Genomic DNA, 569 nt, shown 5'->3' with positions numbered 1-569 from the left:
GAGCAGCTATGAAGAAAAGGAAAGAAGGCTCTATCTTAAGTTGCCAGCAGAATTTTACAGGCTTTGTGAAGAAGAAGGGCTTCGCCTCTATGTTCCTTTTCTCCTGCATCTGCAAGGCAAAAACGAGATAGCACTTTTTACGATACTTAGTAGCAGGTCGGAGAACCAGATGCTTGTGAACAGACTAAAAATAGAAACTCTTGTGAGGTTGGTCGGATTAAATACGGACACACCTTTATGGAAAAAGGTTCAATCTTTAACTCTTGCTTTTCAAAGCCTCAAAGAAATAGGTTTTATTAAGGATTTTGCCAAGGACGGAGATGTTTTTGAAATACATCGTTATGACAAAAACACGCTCAGGCTCAAGGCTCTTGAACTCAAAAGGCTGTATGACCAGAGGTTTGAAGAGATAAAGGCAAAAGCAAGAGAGAATATGAAAAAATCAAGACAGAAAAAGAAAGAAAACCGACACCATTAGGAACCTGATTTTCCTTTCTGAGGTTGCGTCCCATATCTCTGCCCCCAAAGCCTCAAATAGAATCCAGACAGGCAAAGGCAAGAAAAGCAAA

1 protein-coding gene is annotated in these 569 nt (G+C 40.2%); it reads left to right on the top strand.

From position 1 onward, the window contains the following. Window positions 1-478 (top strand): hypothetical protein (locus ACK4HU_RS21980; protein WP_409810361.1); only part of this gene is annotated, 478 nt, incomplete at its 5' end. Between the last annotated feature and the right edge of the window lie 91 nt (window positions 479-569).

The organism is Algoriphagus sp. (assembly GCF_046296635.1).
GTDB lineage: Bacteria > Bacteroidota > Bacteroidia > Cytophagales > Cyclobacteriaceae > Algoriphagus.
This window is presented reverse-complemented; position numbering and strand designations above follow the sequence as displayed.